Annotated in this window: 14 protein-coding genes; 11 read left to right on the top strand and 3 right to left on the bottom strand. The window is 67.8% G+C overall.

From position 1 onward, the window contains the following. Positions 1–53: 53 nt before the first annotated feature. On the bottom strand, positions 54–692 hold the full coding sequence (locus FBY30_RS19730; protein ID WP_235009509.1) for an SIMPL domain-containing protein: 639 nt from the start codon (positions 690–692) through the stop codon (positions 54–56). Between the two features lie 29 nt (positions 693–721). Further along, positions 722–1,159 (bottom strand): hypothetical protein, encoded by a 438-nt coding sequence (locus FBY30_RS19725; RefSeq protein ID WP_142134479.1) that lies wholly within the window; start codon positions 1,157–1,159, stop codon positions 722–724. Between the two features lie 199 nt (positions 1,160–1,358). Between FBY30_RS19725 and pheS the strand changes: the two genes are divergently transcribed. Further along, complete coding sequence (pheS, locus tag FBY30_RS19720) at positions 1,359–2,420, top strand: phenylalanine--tRNA ligase subunit alpha (protein WP_142134477.1); 1,062 nt, start codon at positions 1,359–1,361, stop codon at positions 2,418–2,420. Positions 2,421–2,422: 2 nt separating this feature from the next. Continuing rightward, on the top strand, positions 2,423–4,966 hold the full coding sequence (pheT, locus tag FBY30_RS19715; RefSeq protein ID WP_142134474.1) for a phenylalanine--tRNA ligase subunit beta: 2,544 nt from the start codon (positions 2,423–2,425) through the stop codon (positions 4,964–4,966). Positions 4,967–5,057: 91 nt separating this feature from the next. Here the strand turns inward: pheT and FBY30_RS19710 are convergent, their stop codons facing one another. After that, on the bottom strand, positions 5,058–6,023 hold the full coding sequence (locus tag FBY30_RS19710; protein WP_142134471.1) for a quinone oxidoreductase family protein: 966 nt from the start codon (positions 6,021–6,023) through the stop codon (positions 5,058–5,060). A 158-nt stretch (positions 6,024–6,181) separates the two neighbouring features. On the opposite strand from FBY30_RS19710, the gene argC reads away from it, so the two are divergent. The 9 genes from argC (at position 6,182) to FBY30_RS19665 (ending at position 15,498) form a co-directional block, all read left to right on the top strand. Next, positions 6,182–7,213, top strand: coding sequence for an N-acetyl-gamma-glutamyl-phosphate reductase (argC, locus tag FBY30_RS19705; RefSeq protein ID WP_142134469.1), 1,032 nt, complete (start codon positions 6,182–6,184; stop codon positions 7,211–7,213). Further along, the gene (gene argJ, locus FBY30_RS19700) at positions 7,210–8,376 is read left to right on the top strand and encodes a bifunctional glutamate N-acetyltransferase/amino-acid acetyltransferase ArgJ (RefSeq protein WP_142134467.1); all 1,167 of its coding nucleotides are present in this window, start codon (positions 7,210–7,212) and stop codon (positions 8,374–8,376) included. The genes argC and argJ overlap by 4 nt, the downstream gene beginning before the upstream one ends. Positions 8,377–8,431: 55 nt before the next feature. Then, a complete protein-coding gene (gene argB, locus FBY30_RS19695) occupies positions 8,432–9,391 on the top strand; it encodes an acetylglutamate kinase (protein WP_142134464.1) in 960 nt (319 codons plus the stop codon). Further along, positions 9,388–10,641 carry an acetylornithine transaminase gene (locus FBY30_RS19690; RefSeq protein ID WP_142134462.1) on the top strand — a complete coding sequence of 418 codons (1,254 nt, stop codon included), beginning with the start codon at positions 9,388–9,390 and terminating at the stop codon, positions 10,639–10,641. Before argB ends, FBY30_RS19690 begins: the two co-directional genes overlap by 4 nt. After that, positions 10,638–11,639, top strand: coding sequence for an ornithine carbamoyltransferase (gene argF, locus FBY30_RS19685; protein WP_142134461.1), 1,002 nt, complete (start codon positions 10,638–10,640; stop codon positions 11,637–11,639). The genes FBY30_RS19690 and argF overlap by 4 nt, the downstream gene beginning before the upstream one ends. Then, positions 11,639–12,169, top strand: a complete 531-nt coding sequence (locus FBY30_RS19680; protein WP_142134458.1) for an arginine repressor — start codon at positions 11,639–11,641, stop codon at positions 12,167–12,169. The genes argF and FBY30_RS19680 overlap by 1 nt, the downstream gene beginning before the upstream one ends. A 45-nt stretch (positions 12,170–12,214) precedes the next feature. Next, positions 12,215–13,420, top strand: a complete 1,206-nt coding sequence (locus FBY30_RS19675) for an argininosuccinate synthase (RefSeq protein WP_142134456.1) — start codon at positions 12,215–12,217, stop codon at positions 13,418–13,420. Between the two features lie 5 nt (positions 13,421–13,425). After that, positions 13,426–14,853, top strand: coding sequence for an argininosuccinate lyase (gene argH, locus FBY30_RS19670; RefSeq protein ID WP_142134454.1), 1,428 nt, complete (start codon positions 13,426–13,428; stop codon positions 14,851–14,853). 96 nt (positions 14,854–14,949) lie between these two features. After that, a complete protein-coding gene (locus FBY30_RS19665) occupies positions 14,950–15,498 on the top strand; it encodes a pyridoxine/pyridoxamine 5'-phosphate oxidase (protein ID WP_142134452.1) in 549 nt (182 codons plus the stop codon). Positions 15,499–15,519 lie beyond the last annotated feature (21 nt).

The following is a 15,519-nucleotide window of genomic DNA, read 5'->3' as shown; positions in this document are numbered from 1 at the left end:
ATGGAAGTCAAGGCCGCAACACCTCCCGCAGTCCCGCCCCTACCGGGAGGGTGTCAGCGCTGCAGCTCCCACGTGACGGTCACGGCCGCGTCCACCCGGTTTTCCCCGGGCTCAACGGCCAGGGATTCGGCGGAGGAGGCCCGCTGCAGTCCAGCAAGCGGTACGGGCCCCGAAGCCGGCCGCTGGTCTGCCACGGACAACACCCGTCCCAGGGTGGCCGAGGCCAGCGCGGCGTACTGTCCGGCGGTGTGGAGCGCGTCCTCCCACGCGGCGTCCCGGGCCTGTGCCCGAACGGCGGAATCGTCGGACAGGACCAGCTGCAGGCTGTTAAGCCGGGCAGCGTCCCCTGCCGCGCGGACGGCTTCCGAAACCGTTCCCGATGCGCTGCCAAGGTCCCGCAATTTCACCAGAAGGCTGCCGGCGGCCACGTAGCCCACGAGTTTCTGCCCTTCCCCGTCCCGCCAGGCGAGGTCGGCCCGGACACTCAGCCCTGCGGTCCGGAGATCGACGGGGGCAACGCCGCGGCCGCGGAGCACCGATCCCACGGCAGCCAGGGCCTCGCCTGCTGCCGCGTACGCTTCCTGCACCGATCCGGCCCGGCACTCCACGCCTACCGAAACCAGCATCAGGTCCGGGGCCGCCTCCGCGGAGCCCGTTCCCGTCACGGTGACCGTGCCGGCGCCAACCTGCATGTGCGGGTCCTGAACCATCACGTCCGCCTTCACGTAAGGGGGTAACCGCCCGCGGCCAGCCCCGCGTGCATTTCAAAGATGTTTGCCGTCCCCGGATTTCCCGTGCGCAGCACGGACCAGCCCGCGGCTGCCAGGTACAACGGGATGAACGGCAGCCCCAGGCACCACGCGTACTGGGTGCAGTGCCGTTCCTCGTGGCCCATGAGCGCCGGGCGGGAGACCAGCTCCTCAGCGGTGCTGCGGCACAGCACCACGTTGCCCAGGGTGTAGGCCTGCGCAAAGGGCAGCCGCCACCGGTATCCCGCGGCGATGATCAGCCCCCGGGGCCCCCGGCTGATGCGTGTCCGGGCGGCGAGGGCGACGGCGAGCCCGGCCAGGGTGCTTCCGTTAAGGAGGTTGGCTGCCCGCCTGAGCCGCTGGGCCGCCGTCGGACCCTGAAGGGAACCCGTGCGCTGCCGCAAAGTCATGAGGCCATGGTAGCCGGAGGGTTCAACTAGACTGGAGGGCAGTGGCCGCCGGTCCTGCCGGCGAGCCCTGACCTGGTCATTGAATGCCACTGACGTTCAGCATTCATCCATGACCTGCCAGCGACGGACGCGCCGGGCGGGAAACCGCGCGTGGCTGCCCCGCCTGCCGGCAGCCACGACTCGTAGCTAAGAACAGTAGATGACTGAAACTTTGCCGGGCGCCGCCATCCCGAACCCCACGGATGAGGCCGCCATCAACGCCGCTGTAGACCAGGCCATCACCGCCATTGCCGGTGCGGCCACCCTTGACGAGCTGAAGGCGGTACGCCTTGCCCACAGTGGCGAGAAGTCCCCGCTCAGCCTTGCCAACCGTGAGATCGGCCGGCTGCCCAAGGACCAGAAGGCGCTCGCCGGAAAGCTGATGGGTGCCTCCCGCGGAAAGGTCAACAAGGCGCTCGCCGAGCGCGCCGAAGTGTTGGAGGCCGAAAACGATGCCCGGATCCTGGTGGAGGAAACCGTGGATGTCACGGCCGCTCCGCGCCGCCGCCGTGCCGGTGCCCGCCACCCGCTCTCCACGCTGCAGGACCGCGTGGCGGACATCTTCGTTGGCATGGGTTGGGAGATCGCTGAGGGGCCGGAGGTGGAATCGGAATGGTTCAACTTCGACGCCCTGAACTTCAAGCCGGACCACCCTGCCCGCGAAATGCAGGACACCTTCTTCGTGGAGCCGCCCGAAGCCCACCTGCTGATGCGTACCCACACCTCCCCGGTGCAGGTGCGGTCCATGCTGGAGCGCGAGGTACCCATCTACGTGCTGTGCCCGGGCAAGGTGTTCCGCACCGATGAGCTCGATGCCACGCACACGCCGGTGTTCCACCAGTTCGAAGGCCTGGCCATCGACAAGAACCTGAGCATGGCAGACCTGCGGGGCACCCTTGAGCACTTCGCCCGGCAGATGTTCGGCGACGAAGCGCAGATCCGGCTGCGCCCCAACTACTTCCCGTTCACCGAGCCCTCCGCCGAGCTGGACATCTTCCACCCCGGCGCCAAGGGTGGCCCGGCATGGATCGAGTGGGGCGGCTGCGGCATGGTCAACCCGAACGTCCTGCGCGCCGCCGGCATCGATCCGGAGGTCTATTCAGGTTTTGCCTTCGGGATGGGCATCGAGCGCACCCTCATGTTCCGCAATGAGGTGGGGGACATGCGCGACATGATCGAGGGCGATGTACGGTTCAGCGAGCACTTCGGGATGGAGATCTAACAGTGCGTATCCCACTTTCCTGGCTGCGTGAATTCGCGGCAGTACCGGCCGAAGCAACGGCCGAAGACGTCATGGCAGAGCTGGTCAAGGTCGGCTTCGAGGAGGAAGCGGTCCACCGCCCCACGGAGACCCTGCAGGGCCCCATCGTGGTGGGCCAGGTCCTGAGCCTTGTCAAGGAACCGCAGAGCAACGGCAAGACCATCAACTGGTGCCAGGTCCGCGTTGTCCCCGAGGGGCAGGAGCAGACCCTCACCGGCAAGGGCATCGATCCCTCCGGTGTGCAGGGCATCGTCTGCGGTGCGCACAACTTCGTTGAGGGCGACAAGGTGGTGGTCACGCTTCCGGGCGCCGTGCTGCCGGGCGACTTCCACATCTCGGCACGCAAGACCTATGGGCACCTCTCCGCCGGCATGATCGCCTCCGTCCGCGAACTGGGCATCGGCGAGGACCACGACGGCATCCTGGTGCTGTCCCGCATCGGGCTGGACCCGGAAGTGGGCACTGACGCCATGGAGCTCCTGGGCCTCTACGACCAGGCCGCGGAAATCAACGTCACCCCGGACCGCGGGTACGCGTTCTCCATCCGCGGCGTGGCCCGCGAGTACGCGCACGCTACGGGCACGGCCTTCACGGACCCGGCCACCAAGGTCCAGGCCCCGGCGGAACTGTCCGGCGGCTACGGCATCAAGCTCAACGACGACGCCCCCATCTACGGCAAACCAGGCTGCGACCGGTTCGTGGCGCGCACCGTCCGCGGCGTCGACGCCACCAAGCCCACGCCGCAGTGGATGGTCTCCCGGCTCCGGCTGGCCGGCATCCGCTCCATCTCGCTGCCGGTGGACATCTCCAACTACGTCATGCTCGAGCTGGGCCAGCCCACCCACTGCTATGACCTGGACAAGCTGTCCGGGGACATCGTGGTGCGGCGCGCGTCCGCCGGCGAGAAGATCACCACGCTGGACGGCAAGGAACGCACCCTCGACGCCGAGGACCTGCTCATCACCGACGACTCCGGCGCCATCGGCATCGCGGGCGTCATGGGTGGCGCGGCAACCGAGGTGAGCGATTCGACGTCGAACGTCCTGGTGGAGTCCGCGCACTTCGACGAGGTGTCCATCGGCCGCTCCCGCCGCCGGCATAAGCTGCCGTCCGAGGCCTCCAAGCGCTTCGAGCGCGGCGTGGACTGGCAGGTGGCGGGCATCGCCGCGCAGCGCGTGGTGGACCTCCTGGTGGAACTGGCCGGCGGCACGGAGGACGAAGCCGGCACCGACGTTGGCACCGCTCCGGAGACGATCAGCATCGAGCTGCCCGCCGGTTTCGCTGCCGCACGCATCGGCATTGACTTCACCGGGGAACAGATCATCACCTCCCTTGAGGACCTGGGCGCCGGAGTCGTTAAGAACGACGGCGGCTGGACCGTCACGCCGCCCAGCTGGCGGAGCGACCTGGGCACCAAGGAAGACCTCACGGAGGAAATCGCCCGGCTGGTGGGCTATGACAAGATTCCCGCCACGCTTCCGGTGGCGCCTCCCGGCCGCGGCCTCACCCGGGTCCAGCAGCAGCGCCGGCGCCTCATCCAGGCCCTGGCGGACTTCGGCCTCACCGAGGTCCTGGCGTACCCGTTCGTATCCAAGGCCGCCAACGACACCTTCGGGGTGTCGGAGGAAGGTGCGGCGCGAAGCGCCGTCAAGCTCGCCAACCCCATCAGCGAGGAGCACGGCTACCTGCGGACGTCCATCCTGCCCGGGCTGATCGAGGTGGCCAAGCGGAACCACTCGCGGGGCTTCCGCGACCTGGCCCTCTTCGAATCCGGCCTGGTGTTCCTGCCCGGCGAAAGCGTGGGCACGGCCTCCATCCCGCCGCTGGGAATCAAGCCTTCCGACGAGGTGCTCGATGACTTGTTCGACGGCGTCCCGGACCAGCCGTTCCACCTCGCAGCGGTCCTCACCGGCCATGATTCCCCGGCCGCCGCGTCCCACACCCCCCGGGCGTGGGACTGGGCCGACGCGCTGGATGTTGCCCGCCTTGCCGGCGATGTCCTCGGCGTGGACCTGGTGGTCAGCCAGGGCAGCCACCAGGCGTTCCATCCCGGCCGTACCGCCAAACTTGCGCTGCGAACGGGGGAGACCGTGGGGTACGCGGGCGAACTGCACCCCAAGCTGCTGGCAGCCTCGGACATGCCGGCCCGGACCGTTGCCCTCGAAATCAACGCCGATGCCCTGTTCGAGGCGGCTCCGGACGTCATCGTGGCCCGCCACATCTCCACCTTCCCGGTGGCAACCCAGGACGTGGCCCTCGTGGTCCCGGCCGACGTGCCGGCAGACGAGGTTCTCGCCGCACTGCGCGAAGGCGCCGGGGAGCTCCTGGAGGACGTGGCTCTGTTCGACGTCTACGCCGGCAAGGGCATCGAGGAAGGCAAGAAGTCGCTGGCCTTCGGTCTGCGTTTCCGGGCACAGGACCGCACGCTGACCGCTGACGAAGCCTCGGCAGCCCGCGAAAGCGCAGTGGCCCTGGCTGCTGAACGGTTCGGAGCTGTCCAGCGCTAACCGCAGCCCTTGGAAATCCGAACGTCCCCGCAATCCTCATGGATTGCGGGGACTTTCTATTTGCCGACGCGTATTGGCCGGCGACTACATGTCAGGGCACCAGGAGGACCTTGCCGGTGGTCTTGCGGCCCTCAAGGTCGCGGTGCGCCTGCCCGGCCTGACTCAACGGGTAGCGGGCACCGATCCGGACCTTCAGGCTGCCGTCCGCGGCGGCGGCAAAAATCTCGTCCGAGCGCCAGCGCCGCTCCGCCGCATCCCGCAGGTAATGCCCCATGGTGGGGCGCGTCAGGAAAAGGGAACCGGCGGCGTTGAGGCGTTGCGGATCAAAGGGCGGAACGGGGCCTGACGCAGCACCGAACAACACCAGCATCCCGCGGACCCGCAAGGACGCCAGCGAACCGTCGAAGGTGTCCTTGCCCACGCCGTCGTACACCACGTCCACCCCGGTCCCGCTGGTGATGTCCCTGACCCGCTCCGCAAAGCCGTCGTAGCGCAGCACGTGGTCCGCGCCGGCGTCGAGCGCCAGCTGTTCCTTTTCGTCGGTGGAAACCGTGGTGATGACTTCCGCGCCACGTGCCTTGAGCAGCTGGATCAGCAGCAGCCCCACGCCGCCGGCCCCGGCATGCAGCAGGACCTTGTGCCCCGGCTCCACCTTGAAGGTCGAATTCATCAGATAGTGCGCAGTGACACCCTGCAGGGGCAGCGCTGCGGCGGTGAATACGTCCAGGCCCTTGGGTACCGGCAGCGCGGCGTCCTCGTCAACGAGCGCATAGTCCGCGTAGCAGTCGATACCCTCGGCGGTGGCTACCCGGTCGCCCACGGCGAAGCCGGTCACGCCGTCGCCTACTGCTTCCACCGTGCCCGCGGCCTCCGAGCCGGGTGTGAAGGGGTATGGCACTTTGTAGGTGCCGCTGCGCTTGTACGTGTCGATGAAGTTGACGCCCGCCGCCCCGACGTGGATCAGCAATTGTCCAGGGCCTGGCGTGGGAGGTTCAACGTCAACGTAGTCAAGGACTTCCGGACCGCCTGCCTGCCGTGCGACGATTGCGTGCGTCATGGCTCTCCTTTCGCGGGTCCCGGCGTTTCCGGACCCGGCTGCCGAAACCATCCTAGGGACAGGGGTGTCCGGGAGGACAAGTACGGCACGCCTCTTGCAGCCAATGCCTATGCATAATTATCGGTACCAATGCATAACTATTGCTGTATAGTCGGAGCATGACTATTTCTGTTGCGGTTTCAGGAGCCAGCGGTTACGCCGGGGGAGAAGTCCTCCGTCTTCTGGCCGGGCACCCGGGGGTGACCATTGGCGCCATCACAGCCCACAGCAACGCCGGTTCCCGCCTGGGTGAACTGCAGCCGCACCTGCATGGACTCGCCAGCCGCATTCTTGAAGACACCACGGTGGAAAACCTCTCCGGCCATGACGTTGTATTCCTTGCCCTGCCGCACGGTGCCTCCGCTGGGATCGCGGCCCAACTGCCGGAAGGGACGGTGGTGATCGACGCCGGCGCCGACCACCGCCTCGAAGATCCCGCCGCCTGGGAAAAGTTCTACGGCTCCGCCCATGCCGGCACCTGGCCCTACGGGCTTCCCGAGCTCCCTGGCCAGCGCGAAGCCCTCAAGGGCGCCAAGCGGATCGCCGTTCCCGGCTGCTACCCGACGTCCGCCCTCCTGGCGCTGGCGCCCGGGTTCGCTGCCCACCTGCTGGAACCCGACGACGTCGTGATCGTTTCCGCCTCCGGCACCTCGGGTGCGGGCAAGGCTGCCAAGGTAAACCTGATCGGATCCGAGGTCATGGGCTCCATGAGCCCTTACGGAGTGGGCGGCGGGCACCGGCACACCCCGGAAATCGAGCAGGGCCTCTCCAACGCGGCGGGGGAGAAGGTCACCGTCTCCTTCACGCCCACCCTCGCCCCAATGAGCCGCGGCATCCTCACGACCGCCACCGCGAAGGTCAAGGCCGGCACCACCGCAGCCCAGCTGCGGCTGGCCTGGGCCGAGGCCTATGAAGACGAGCCCTTCGTCCACCTGCTACCCGAAGGCCAGTGGCCGACGACCAAGTCGGTCCAGGGCTCCAACCACGCAGCCATGCAGCTGGCTTTCGACGCCCACACGGGACGGGTCATCGTCACCTGCGTGATCGACAACCTCACCAAGGGCACGGCCGGCGGCGCCGTACAGTCCATGAACATCGCACTCGGCCTGCCGGAAACCGCCGGCCTCAACCTGCAGGGAGTAGCCCCGTGACCATCACCGCACCCCAAGGATTCCGGGCCGCCGGCGTCACCGCCGGACTCAAGGCATCCGGCAACCCGGACCTCGCGCTGGTGGTCAACGACGGACCGTCCAAGGCCGCCGCCGCCGTCTTTACCAGCAACCGCGTCGCTGCCGCGCCTGTGCACTGGTCCCGGCAGGTAGTCTCGGACGGCCGCGTGGACGCCGTCATCCTGAACTCCGGCGGAGCCAACGCCTGCACCGGCCCCACCGGCTTCCAGAACACCCACAGCACAGCGGAAAATGTCGCCGAGGTCCTGGGCATTTCCGCTACGGACGTCTTTGTCTGCTCCACCGGCCTGATCGGCGAGCAGTTGCCCATGGACAAGATCCTGCCGGGCGTTGAAGCTGCCGCTGCCGAGCTCAGCACCGACGGCGGCCCTGCCGCCGGCACCGCCATCATGACCACGGACAGCGTGCCCAAGTCCGCGCTCTTCATCGGTACGGACGCCGACGGCCAGGAATTCAGCATCGGCGGCATCGCCAAGGGAGCCGGCATGCTGGCCCCGGGCCTGGCGACGATGCTGGTGGTGCTCACCACGGACGCCGACGTCCAGCCGGAAATGCTCGACGTCGTCCTCCGCGACGCCACCCGCGTCACCTTCGACCGCGCCGACTCGGACGGCTGTATGTCCACCAACGACACCGTTGTCCTGCTGGCGTCCGGTGCTTCCGGCGCCGTGCCCTCTGCCGAGGACTTCGGCGCAGGGCTCACCCAGGTCTGCGCCGAGCTGGCCCGGAAGCTGATCGCGGATGCGGAAGGGGCCAGCCACGACATCGCCATCCGCACCTTCAACGCAGCCAGCGAAGCAGACGCCGAAACGGTCAGCCGCTCGGTTGCCCGCTCCAACCTGTTCAAGGCAGCCATCTTCGGGAAGGACCCCAACTGGGGCCGCGTGCTCTCGGCCGTGGGCACCACGGACGCCGCCTTCGAGCCGGACAAGCTCAACGTCGCCATGAACGGCGTCCAGATCTGCCGCAACGGCAGCATCGGTGACGACCGCAGCCTGGTGGACCTGGAACCCCGCGAGGTCCTGGTGGAGATCGACCTGCAGGCAGGCGATGCCGAAGCCACCATCTGGACCAACGACCTCACCCACGACTACGTCCACGAAAACAGCGCCTACTCCAGCTAGGAGCACCGCCCAGGGCAAAACCCGCCGGGCCCAAACCGCTGTGGAAAGTGACACCATGAACACCCAGACGCGTGAAAACACCACCATGTCCGCCGCGCAGGACAAGGCTGAAACCCTGATCGAGGCCCTGCCGTGGATCCAGCGGTTTGCCGGCAGCATCATGGTGGTCAAGTACGGCGGCAACGCCATGGTCAATGACGAACTCCGGCGCGCCTTCGCCGAGGACATCGTCTTCCTCCACCACGTGGGCATCCACCCCGTGGTGGTCCACGGCGGCGGCCCCCAGATCAACTCCATGCTGGGCCGGCTGGGCATCGAGTCCGAGTTCAAAGGCGGCCTGAGGGTCACCACCCCCGAGGCCATGGAGGTGGTCCGCATGGTCCTCACCGGTCAGGTTGGCCGCGAACTGGTGGGCCTCATCAACTCCCACGGGCCCTACGCCGTTGGCATGTCGGGCGAAGACGGCGGCCTGCTCCGAGCCGTCCGCACCGGCACCGTAGTGGACGGGGAAGAGGTGGACCTCGGCCTGGTGGGCGAGGTGGTGGGCGTCGACCCCGCCGGCATCGTGGACATCCTTGAGGCCGGCCGCATCCCGGTGATCTCCACCGTCGCCCCGGAAATCGTCGACGGCGGAGAGGGCGTAGTGGGCACCGTCCGGTTCCAGCCCACCGGCCAGGTCCTGAACGTCAACGCAGACACCGCGGCGGCTGCCGTCGCCTCGGCGCTGGGCGCCTCCAAGCTGGTGATCCTGACCGACGTCGAAGGCCTTTACGCCAACTGGCCGGACAAGTCTTCCCTGATCTCATCCCTTACGGCTTCCGAGTTGCGGGAGATGCTGCCGAGCCTCCAGTCCGGCATGATCCCCAAGATGGCCGCCTGCCTGAAGGCCGTCGACGAGGGCGTGGAAAGGGCACACATCGTGGACGGGCGCCTGGCCCACTCGATGCTTCTTGAAACATTTACGACGGCGGGCATCGGCACCCAGGTAGTCCCGGACGAGGAGATTAACGGATGAACACTATCGAGAAGGCATCAGTGACCGAGCTGGTGGAGACCACGGGCCACGCCGGCTCCGAGTGGCTGTCCCGCTACTCCTCTTCGCTCATGAACGTGTTCGGTACGCCCCAGCGCGTCCTGGTCCGCGGGGCCGGTTGCCTGGTGTGGGATGCCGACGGCAAGGAGTACCTGGACCTGCTGGGCGGCATCGCCGTGAACGCCCTGGGCCACGCCCACCCCTTCGTGACCTCGGTCATCGCCAGCCAGCTGGCCACGCTCGGGCACGTCTCCAACTTCTTCACCAGCCCCACCCAGGTGGCGCTGGCCGAGAAGCTCCTGGAACTGGCCCACGCCCCCGCCGGTTCGAAGGTGTTCTTCAGCAACTCCGGCACTGAAGCGAACGAGGCCGCCTTCAAGCTGGCCCGCCGCAACAACGGCACGGACGGAACGAAACGCACCAAGATCATCGCCTTGGAGGGCGCCTTCCATGGCCGGACCATGGGCGCGCTGGCACTCACCGCGAAGGAGGCCTACCGGGCACCCTTCGAGCCGCTGCCCGGCGGCGTGGTGCACATTCCGTTCGGCGACATCGCCGCGCTGGAGGCGGCGGTAGACGACACCGTGGCTGCCGTCTTCCTGGAGCCCATCCAGGGCGAGGCAGGTGTCCGGCCGCTGCCCCCCGGCTACCTCAAGGCCGCGCGTGAAGCCACCAGCAAAGCCGGTGCCCTGTTGATCCTGGACGAGGTCCAGACCGGCATCGGCCGGACCGGCAAGTGGTTCGCCAGCGAGGATGCCGGGATCGTCCCCGACGCCATCACGCTGGCCAAGGGCCTCGGCGGCGGGTTCCCCATCGGTGCCCTGATCACGTTTGGTGAGGCAACGTCGTCGTTGTTGTCCGCTGGCCAGCATGGCACCACCTTCGGCGGCAACCCGGTGGCGACCGCCGCGGCCCTTGCCACCCTGCACGCCCTCGAAAGCCAGAACGTGCTCGCCAACGCCACGGCGGTGGGGGAGCACCTGCGCTCAGCGCTGGCCGCGATCCCCGGCATCACCGAGGTCCGCGGCGAAGGACTCCTGATCGGCTTCGACCTGGACGCCGACGTCGCCCCCGCCGTGGTGCAGGCCGCCCTCGATGCGGGCTTTATCATCAACAGCCCGGGTCCGCGCACTATCCGCCTGGCACCGCCGCTGATCCTCACCACGGCGCAGGCCGACACCTTCCTCGCCGCTTTCCCGGCAATCCTCCAAGCAGCTAAGGACGCCCAGTGAAAACTGCAACCCGGCACTTCCTCAAGGACACCGACCTTTCCCCGGCCGAGCAGGCGGAAGTCCTGGAACTCGCGGCCCGCATGAAGGCTGCCCCCTACAGCGTGCAGCCGTATGCAGCGGAAGGCAGTGGCCGAAAGACCGTGGCCGTGATTTTCGACAAGACCTCCACCCGGACCCGTGTCTCCTTCGCCACCGGCGTTGCGGACATGGGAGGCAATGCGCTGATCATCAACCCCGGTGAAGCACAGATCGGGCACAAGGAATCCGTGGAGGACACGGCAAAGGTGCTGGAACGCATGGTTTCCACCATCGTGTGGCGCACCGGAGCGCACGCCGGCCTGGTGGCCATGGCGGAGAACTCAAAGGTTCCGGTCATCAACGCCCTCTGCGACGACTACCACCCGTGCCAGCTCCTGGCGGACCTGCTGGCCGTGAAGGAGCACAAGGGCGAGCTCAAGGGGCTGACCATGAGCTACCTGGGCGACGCCGCCAACAACATGGCCAACTCCTACCTGCTTGCGGGGGTCACGGCCGGGATGCACGTGCGCATCGCGGGACCGGAGGGCTACCTGCCGGCCGCGGACATTGTGGCAGCAGCCGAGGAGCGGGCGGCCGAAACCGGCGGCTCGGTGCTGATCACCACCGATGCCAAGGAAGCGCTGCAGGGGGCAGACGTGGTCGCCACCGATACGTGGGTGTCCATGGGCCAGGAGGCCGAAAAGGAAGCCCGGATGCAGTTGTTCCGGGACTACTCCGTGGACTCTGACGCCATGGCACTGGCTGCGGATGACGCCGTCGTGCTTCACTGCCTGCCCGCCTACCGCGGCTACGAAATTTCCGCCGATGTCATCGACGGCCCGCAGTCCATCGTCTGGGACGAGGCGGAAAACCGGCTCCACGCCCAGAAGGCATTGATGGCCTGGCTGATGCACCGTTCGGGCCTGGCAATTGTCGACGGCCTTTCTCCGGTTAAAGGCACCGGGGAAAGCACGTTCTAGTGTCCGCCCAACCGTCCTCCCCGGGCACCAGCCCGGCCACCAAGACCGCCAGGCAGGCTCGCATTACCGCCATCCTCACCGGGCAGTCCGTGCGTTCGCAGGCGGAGCTCGCTGCGTTGCTGGCGGACGACGGCGTGCAGGTCACCCAAGCCACGCTCTCCCGCGACCTCGTGGAACTCGGCGCCGTCCGGGTCCGCGGGAAGGAAGGCGTGCTGGTGTACGCGGTCCCCGGCGAAGGCGGTGAGCGCGGAGCCAAGAGCGGCGTGACCCAGGAAATCCTGGACGCCAGGCTGGCCCGGCTCTGCAGCGAACTGCTGGTCACTGCGGAGGCCTCCGGCAACATAGCCGTGCTGCGGACCCCGCCGGGTGCCGCCAACTTCCTGGCCCTGGCCATCGACCACTCGGTGATGCCGTCCATCCTGGGCACCATCGCCGGCGACGATACCGTACTGCTGGTCTCCCGCGACCCGCTGGGCGGCCAGGACCTCGCTGCCCGTTTCCTGCAAATGGCTGAGGAAGCCGGGCAATAAGCTTGAAGACAAAGAACAACCAAACCCCAACAAGGAGCATTTAAAGTGACTGAACGCATTGTGCTGGCCTACTCCGGCGGCCTGGACACGTCCGTCGCCATCGGCTGGATCGGTGAAGCCACCGGTGCCGAGGTCATCGCCGTGGCGGTCGACGTCGGACAGGGCGGCGAATCGCTGGAAACCATCCGCCAGCGCGCCCTGGGCTGCGGCGCCGTGGAGGCGTACGTGGCCGACGCATCGGACGAGTTCGCCAACGAATACTGCGTGCCCACCCTGAAGGCCAACGCCCTCTACCAAGGCCACTACCCGCTGGTTTCCGCCATCTCCCGCCCGGTCATCGTCAAGCACCTGGTGAAGGCTGCCCGTGAATTCGGCGCCACCACCGTGGCCCACGGCTGCACCGGCAAGGGCAACGACCAGGTCCGCTTCGAAGTGGGCATCCAGACCCTGGGCCCGGACCTGAAGTGCATCGCACCGGTCCGCGACCTCGCCCTGACCCGCGACAAGGCCATCGCCTTCGCCGAGGAAAAGGGACTGCCCATCGAGACCACCAAGAAGAACCCGTACTCCATCGACCAGAACGTCTGGGGCCGCGCCGTGGAAACCGGCTACCTCGAGGACATCTGGAACGCCCCCACCAAGGACATCTACGACTACACCGCCACTCCAGAGTTCCCGCCGGCACCGGATGAGGTCACCATCTCCTTCGAAGCCGGCGTGCCGGTCGCGATCGACGGCGTCAAGGTCACCGCGCTGCAGGCCATCAAGGAACTGAACCGCCGCGCCGGTGCACAGGGCGTCGGCCGCATCGACGTCGTGGAGGACCGCCTGGTGGGCATCAAGTCCCGCGAAATCTACGAGGCTCCGGGCGCCATGGCGCTGATCACCGCGCACAAGCACCTCGAGGACATCACCGTCGAGCGCGAGCAGGCCCGCTTCAAGGCCACCGTTGGCCAGCGCTGGGCCGAACTGGTCTACGACGGCCAGTGGTTCTCCCCGCTGAAGCGCTCGCTGGACGCCTTCATCGAGGACACCCAGAAGTACGTCTCCGGCGACATCCGCATGACCCTGCACGGTGGCCAGGCCATCGTCAACGGCCGCCGCTCCGACACCTCGCTGTACGACTTCTCCCTGGCCACCTACGACACCGGTGACACCTTCGACCAGTCCCAGGCCAAGGGCTTCATCGAGCTGTGGGGCATGTCCGCCAAGGTTGCCTCCGGCCGCGACATCCGGGTCGCAGGGAAGTAGCCTCTGTGGCTGAGCAGAAGACTGAGGCGACCAACGCAGGTGCGCTGTGGGGCGGCCGGTTCGCCGGCGGCCCCGCAGACGCCCTCGCGGCGCTGAGCAAGTCCACGCACTTCGACTGGCGGCTGGCACGGTACGACATCGCCGGGTCCAAGGCGCACGCGCGCGTGCTGCACAAGGCCGGGCTGTTGAACGATGCCGAACTGGAAGGCATGCTCGCCGCGCTGACGCAGCTGGACGAGGACGTGGCCTCCGGCGCGTACCTCCCGGCCGAGTCGGACGAGGACGTGCACGGTTCGCTGGAGCGCGGACTGATCGAGCGTGCCGGTGCCCAGCTGGGCGGCAAGCTCCGCGCCGGCCGGTCCCGGAACGACCAGGTGGCAACCCTGGGCCGGATGTTCCTGCGTGACCATGCCCGGATCATCGCGCGCGGAGTGCTGGCGACGGTGGACGCGCTGGTTGAACAGGCCAGGGCCCACCACGGCGTGGCCATGCCGGGCCGCACCCACCTGCAGCACGCGCAGCCCGTCCTGCTCAGCCACCACCTGCTGGCCCACGCCTGGGCCCTGCTGCGCGACGTGCAGCGGCTCCAGGACTGGGACAAGCGGGCGGGCGTTTCGCCCTACGGCTCCGGCGCGCTGGCCGGGTCCTCGCTGGGACTCGATCCGGAAGCGGTGGCTGCGGACCTGGGGTTCTACTCCGCCGTGCACAACTCGATCGACGGCACCGCCTCGCGCGACGTCTTCGCCGAGTTCGCGTGGGTTTGCTCCATGATCGGCGTGGATCTGTCCCGCATCTCCGAGGAAGTCATCTTCTGGGCCACCAAGGAGTTCTCCTTCGTGACGCTCGACGATTCGTACTCCACGGGGTCCTCGATCATGCCGCAGAAGAAGAACCCGGACGTGGCGGAACTGGCCCGCGGCAAGGCGGGGCGCCTGATCGGCAACCTAACCGGCCTGCTGGCAACGCTCAAGGGCCTGCCGCTCGCGTACAACCGCGACCTGCAGGAGGACAAGGAGCCGGTGTTCGACGCCGCGGACACCCTGGAGCTGCTTCTCCCGGCCGTGTCCGGCATGATCGCCACGCTGAAGTTCAACACGGAGCGGATGGAATCGCTGGCTCCCCAGGGCTTCGCGCTGGCCACGGACATCGCCGAATGGCTGGTCCGCCAGGGCGTGCCGTTCCGCGAGGCGCACGAGCTGTCCGGCGCCGCCGTCAAGCAGGCGGAGTCGCGCGGTGTGGAGCTGTGGGACCTCACGGATGAAGAGTACGCCGCCATCTCCGGGCACCTGACCCCGGAGGTCCGCACCGTCCTCTCCACGGAGGGGTCACTCAACAGCCGCAACTCCCAGGGCGGCACGGCACCGGCCGCCGTCGAACGCCAACTGGCTGCGCTGGAAGCCGAGCTGGCCGGCGTGCGGGAGTACGCCAAGTAAGTCCCCCGCGAGATGGCACTTCGCGGCAGTATTTTTCATCCACACTGCTGCGAAGTGCCATCTCGCGGCGTTTAATGGGGCGGCTAGGCTGGGGCAATGAGCGAAACCTTCCGCAAGTTCCTTCGCACCCTGCCCGACTTCCCATCCGATCTGCCCGGCTTCGATCCGGACAGCGCCCCGCAGGACCCGGCCCTGCTTTTCAAACAGTGGCTGGACGAGGCGCTGGATTCGGGGGAGCGGCAACCGCACGCTTTCAGCCTGGCCACGGTCGGGGGAGGCGCCGACAGCGGCCCCCAGCCGTCCTCACGGATGCTGATCCTGAAAAACATTGACGACGACGGGTGGCACTTCGCCACGTCCCGCACCTCCCGGAAGGGCCGGGAACTGGCGGAGTCGCCAAGGGCCGCGATGAACTTCTATTGGCCCGGCCTGGGTCGCCAGGTCCGCGTGGTTGGCCCCGTGTCCGAACTCTCTGCCGAAGCATCCGCCGTCGATTGGCATGAGCGTCCCAGGGCTGATGGCAGCGACAACCCGCACTGGCAGCTGTACGCCCTGCAGCCCACCGAGATCGAGTTCTGGCAGGCCAGTAACGACGGCCAACACGTTCGCCACCGTGTCGGCCCAGACGGACAGGCGCTCGGCTGATCCCTCCGCTAGTCTGGCCGC

Source organism: Arthrobacter sp. SLBN-83 (genome assembly GCF_006715285.1).
Taxonomy (GTDB): Bacteria; Actinomycetota; Actinomycetes; order Actinomycetales; family Micrococcaceae; genus Arthrobacter.
This window is presented reverse-complemented; position numbering and strand designations above follow the sequence as displayed.

Bases quoted from the DNA above. Each gene is read 5' to 3' on its own strand.
- FBY30_RS19730 (WP_235009509.1), bottom strand. From the start codon at position 692: ATGCAGGTTGGCGCCGGCACGGTCACCGTGACGGGAACGGGCTCCGCG.
- FBY30_RS19725 (WP_142134479.1), bottom strand. From the start codon at position 1,159: ATGACTTTGCGGCAGCGCACGGGTTCCCTTCAGGGTCCGACGGCGGCC.
- pheS (WP_142134477.1), top strand. From the start codon at position 1,359: ATGACTGAAACTTTGCCGGGCGCCGCCATCCCGAACCCCACGGATGAG.
- FBY30_RS19710 (WP_142134471.1), bottom strand. From the start codon at position 6,023: ATGACGCACGCAATCGTCGCACGGCAGGCAGGCGGTCCGGAAGTCCTT.
- argC (WP_142134469.1), top strand. From the start codon at position 6,182: ATGACTATTTCTGTTGCGGTTTCAGGAGCCAGCGGTTACGCCGGGGGA.
- argB (WP_142134464.1), top strand. From the start codon at position 8,432: ATGAACACCCAGACGCGTGAAAACACCACCATGTCCGCCGCGCAGGAC.
- FBY30_RS19690 (WP_142134462.1), top strand. From the start codon at position 9,388: ATGAACACTATCGAGAAGGCATCAGTGACCGAGCTGGTGGAGACCACG.
- FBY30_RS19665 (WP_142134452.1), top strand. From the start codon at position 14,950: ATGAGCGAAACCTTCCGCAAGTTCCTTCGCACCCTGCCCGACTTCCCA.